This window comes from Actinoallomurus acaciae, from assembly GCF_042429965.1.
Classification (GTDB): domain Bacteria; phylum Actinomycetota; class Actinomycetes; order Streptosporangiales; family Streptosporangiaceae; genus Actinoallomurus; species Actinoallomurus acaciae.
Map to the genome: position 1 here is coordinate 1 of NZ_JBHLZP010000699.1, position 3510 is coordinate 3510.

A 3510-nucleotide genomic window follows, 5' to 3' on the forward strand; every position below is an offset into this window, starting at 1 on the left:
CGGGCGGCGGGCGGCGGGCGGACCCTCCCCTAGCTGGACAGCAGGCCGCAGGCCGCAGGCCGCAGGCGGCAGGCCGCAGGCGGCAGGCCGACCCTTCTCGGCTGAGAGTCGGGTGGCGGGCCGGTCCTCCCCTGGATGGAAGCCGCGCGGCGGGCGGCATGCTGGCCAGCTTCGGCTCAGGTCAGTGTGGGCAGAAGCAGGTGTGGGAAGCTCCCATGTGTGGCATATGCGCCGCCCTAGAAGCTTCAGGGTTGGAATATGCGATAGTACGGTGGCGCGACGGGACGGCCGCGGTGACACGTGGCCTGAGCGCCGTCACAGGGTCCCAGCCCCCGCCCCTCCCCCAGGGGGCACCTGCACGAGGAGACCAACGTGATCGAACGTCTGCCCCGGGGCGTCCGGGTACTGCTCGCCGCCGCGCTCGGGACGAGCCTCACACTGGCGGCCGGATGCGGGAGCACCGACGACGGCTCCTCCGGGTCCTCCTCCAAAGGTGGCAAGACGCTCTTCGTCTTCGCGGCCGCCTCGCTGACCGAGACGTTCACCTCTTTGGGCAAGACCTTCGAGTCCTCTCACCCCGGGGTGAAGGTGAAGTTCAACTTCGGCGGCAGCTCCGCGCTGGCCCAGCAAATCACGCAGGGCGCCCCGGCCGACATCTTCGCCGCCGCCAGCCCGGCCACCATGAAGACGGTGACCGACGCCAAGGACGCCGCCGGTGCGCCGACGACCTTCGTCCGTAACCGGCTGGAGATCGCGGTGCCGCCCAGCAACCCCGGCAAGGTCAAGACGCTCAAGGACCTGACCAACCCCAAGCTCAAGGTGGTCGAGTGCGCCCCTGAGGTGCCCTGCGGCGCCGCCGCCCTCAAGGCCCTTGCCGCCGCCAAGCTGAAGGTCAAGCCGGTCTCGCAGGAGCAGGACGTCAAGGCGGCCCTCACCAAGGTCCAGCTCAACGAGGCGGACGCCGCGCTCGTCTACCGTACCGACGTCAAGTCCGCCGGCGGCAAGGTGACCGGCATCGACTTCCCCGAGGCGGCCCAGGCGATCAACGACTACCCCATCGCCACACTGACCCACGCGCCGCAGCCCGCGCTCGCCAAGGAGTTCGTCCAGCTCGTCCTGTCCGGCCAGGGTAAGTCCGTTCTCGAACAGGCCGGGTTCGAAAGCCCCTGACCGGCGGCGGGGACCTTCCGGAGCAGGTCCCCGCCGTCCGCTGAGAAACCGCCCGGCCAGGCTTCCGGGCGGTTTCTCAGCGTCGGATGACGCTGTGCTTCTCGCGGGGCAACGCGTCGATCATCGCGGTCGGGAGATTGAGGGTGTCCGCGCTGACCTGCGCCGGCGTGTTGGCCATCCACTGCATTGCCGAGATGTCCTCAAAGAGCGGGTTGCGGAACATCTCCAGGAACACCAGCGGCTCCCGTCCGAGGTTCTCGATGTAGTGCCCGTACGCGAAGGGCACATACCCGACGTCGCCGGCCTGGAAGTCGTACGTGCGGTTGAGCCCTGATCCCGCGAAGACCCCCATGCGGCCGAAGCCGGAGATGTAGTACTGCCACTCGTCGTCGGTCGGGTGCCAGTGCATCTCACGCATGCTGCCGGGTTCGAGCTCGACCAGCGCCGCCGAGATCGTGGCCGCCGCGAAGTTGGTGGAGTCGGTGATCCGTACGCTGCCGCCGTCGAACCGGATCGGGTCCTGGCCGAGCATGCGGTGTTTGAACGTACGGGGGACGTCCGCGGTGGTGCTGACGACCCGGCTGGAGTCGAGGGGCGGCGGCACCTGCCCCGGGAAGATGTACTTCTCCTTCTCCGGCAGGTTCGCCATCTGCTCCGGGGACCAGCCGAAGTTCTTGGCGAGCACGCTTTTCGGCGTGTGCGCGAAGAAGTCACTGATCATGAACGTGGAGTTCTCGGAGAAGGCGCCGCTGTCGAAGACGAGCAGGAACTCCACGCCCTCATCCAGCGCCTGGATGTAGTGCGGTATGCCCTTGGGGAAGAACCACAGGTCACCCTTCTCGACGTCGTCCAGGAACCGGCACCCGGCCTGGTCGACGGCGCCGATCCGGCAGCTCCCCTCCAGCACGTACGCCCACTCCGACTCCTTGTGCCAGTGCAGCTCGCGGTAGGCGCCGGGGTTGAGCTTCATATCGACGCCGGCCAGCGTGGTGGCGATCGGCAGTTCGCGCTGGGTCACCTCGCGCGTCCAGCCGCCCTCCTCGATGCGCGTATGGGCCATGGAGAAGGAGTACTTCATGTTGGGCAGGGTGCCGCGATCGGTCGCCGGCGGGGTGAGCAGGTCCGGGTTCTGGCGGTCGAGTTCGATGTTCCGTGGACCGGTGTCGACGCCTCCCTGGCCGTCGCGCTGGGGCTGTGGAAGATCATGCGGCGAGGCGGCGTTCATCACGTTCCTTTCTCCTGGAATTCCATACAAGCCGGGAAATACCCCTAATGCCGGAAAGCCGCATACGTACGAGCGCCAGAGTTGAACAAAGGGGGTTTTAGCAGAGATAACGGGACGTGGTACCTGGTCACGCGGGTTCAGCGTCGAGCCGCCCACCGCCTGAAGCGCGCAGAAGGCGACCGGGGAGGCCGCGAACCGAGCCCGACCCCCGGAGAAGTCGAAGCCGATGGAAAAATGGCCGACTCTTTCCTGCTCCCCCGATTCTCCCGGCGCGTAGGAGCGCGGGGCGCGGGTAGGGCGCCGCCCATGGGGGAGATAACACTGCAGGTCAACGGATCGGCGTGCGAACTCGACACCGATCCCCGCACGTCGCTGCTCGACCTGCTCCGGGAGCGGCTGGGGCTGACCGGCACGAAGAAGGGGTGCGACCACGGCCAGTGCGGCGCCTGCACGGTACTGATCGACGGGCGGCGGGCCAACGCGTGCCTCGCCCTCGCGGTCGCCTGTGACGGGGCCGAGATCACCACCGTCGAGGGCCTCGCCGCCGGTGACGTGCCGCATCCCCTGCAGACCGCCTTCGTCGAACGGGACGCCTTCCAGTGCGGGTACTGCACGCCCGGCCAGCTCTGCTCGGCCGCCGGCATGCTCGCCGAGCCGGGGCCGAGCGCCGTCACCCCCGACCTCACCTCCGATCCGCCGCTGACGCCGGAGGAGGTCCGGGAGCGCATGAGCGGCAACCTGTGCCGCTGCGGCGCGTACGTCAACATCGTCGCCGCGATCCTGGAGACGGCGCGGTGAGGCTCTTCGAGTACGCTCGCGCCGCCGACGCGCGGGAGGCCCTGGAGCGGTTCCGGCCGGGCACGATGTACCTCGGGGGCGGCACCAACCTCGTCGACCTGATGCGGCTCGGCGTCGCCCGGCCAGACTCCCTCATCGACGTCACGCGCCTGCCGTACGACACGATCGACGCCGACGGCGACGGCGACGGCCTGCGCATCGGCGCCGCGGTGCGCAACAGCGACCTCGCCGCGCACCCGGCGGTCCGCGAGCGCTATCCGGTGCTGGCCCGCGCCGTGCTCAGCGGCGCCTCCGGCCAGGTGCGCAACATCGCGCAG

At 69.1% G+C, this 3510-nt stretch carries 4 protein-coding genes; 3 read left to right on the forward strand and 1 reads right to left on the reverse strand.

Annotated elements, in window-relative coordinates; translation table 11 throughout:
* Positions 1-372: 372 nt before the first annotated feature.
* Positions 373-1170, forward strand: coding sequence for a molybdate ABC transporter substrate-binding protein (gene modA, locus ACFFNX_RS45260; RefSeq protein ID WP_378212483.1), 798 nt, complete (start codon positions 373-375; stop codon positions 1168-1170).
* 76 nt (positions 1171-1246) lie between these two features.
* Here the strand turns inward: modA and ACFFNX_RS45265 are convergent, their stop codons facing one another.
* Positions 1247-2395, reverse strand: coding sequence for an oxalate decarboxylase family bicupin (locus ACFFNX_RS45265; protein ID WP_378212484.1), 1149 nt, complete (start codon positions 2393-2395; stop codon positions 1247-1249).
* 306 nt (positions 2396-2701) lie between these two features.
* Between ACFFNX_RS45265 and ACFFNX_RS45270 the strand changes: the two genes are divergently transcribed.
* Together ACFFNX_RS45270 and ACFFNX_RS45275 are read left to right on the forward strand one after the other, a co-directional pair.
* Entirely contained in the window at positions 2702-3193 is a 492-nt protein-coding gene (locus ACFFNX_RS45270) for a (2Fe-2S)-binding protein (protein ID WP_378212485.1), read from the forward strand.
* Positions 3190-3510 (forward strand): FAD binding domain-containing protein (locus ACFFNX_RS45275; protein WP_378212486.1); only part of this gene is annotated, 321 nt, incomplete at its 3' end. The genes ACFFNX_RS45270 and ACFFNX_RS45275, both read left to right, overlap by 4 nt.

What these genes read in the sequence shown, in the direction of transcription:
- ACFFNX_RS45265 (WP_378212484.1), bottom strand. Translation starts at nt 2,395, where the DNA reads ATGAACGCCGCCTCGCCGCATGATCTTCCACAGCCCCAGCGCGACGGC.
- ACFFNX_RS45270 (WP_378212485.1), top strand. Translation starts at nt 2,702, where the DNA reads ATGGGGGAGATAACACTGCAGGTCAACGGATCGGCGTGCGAACTCGAC.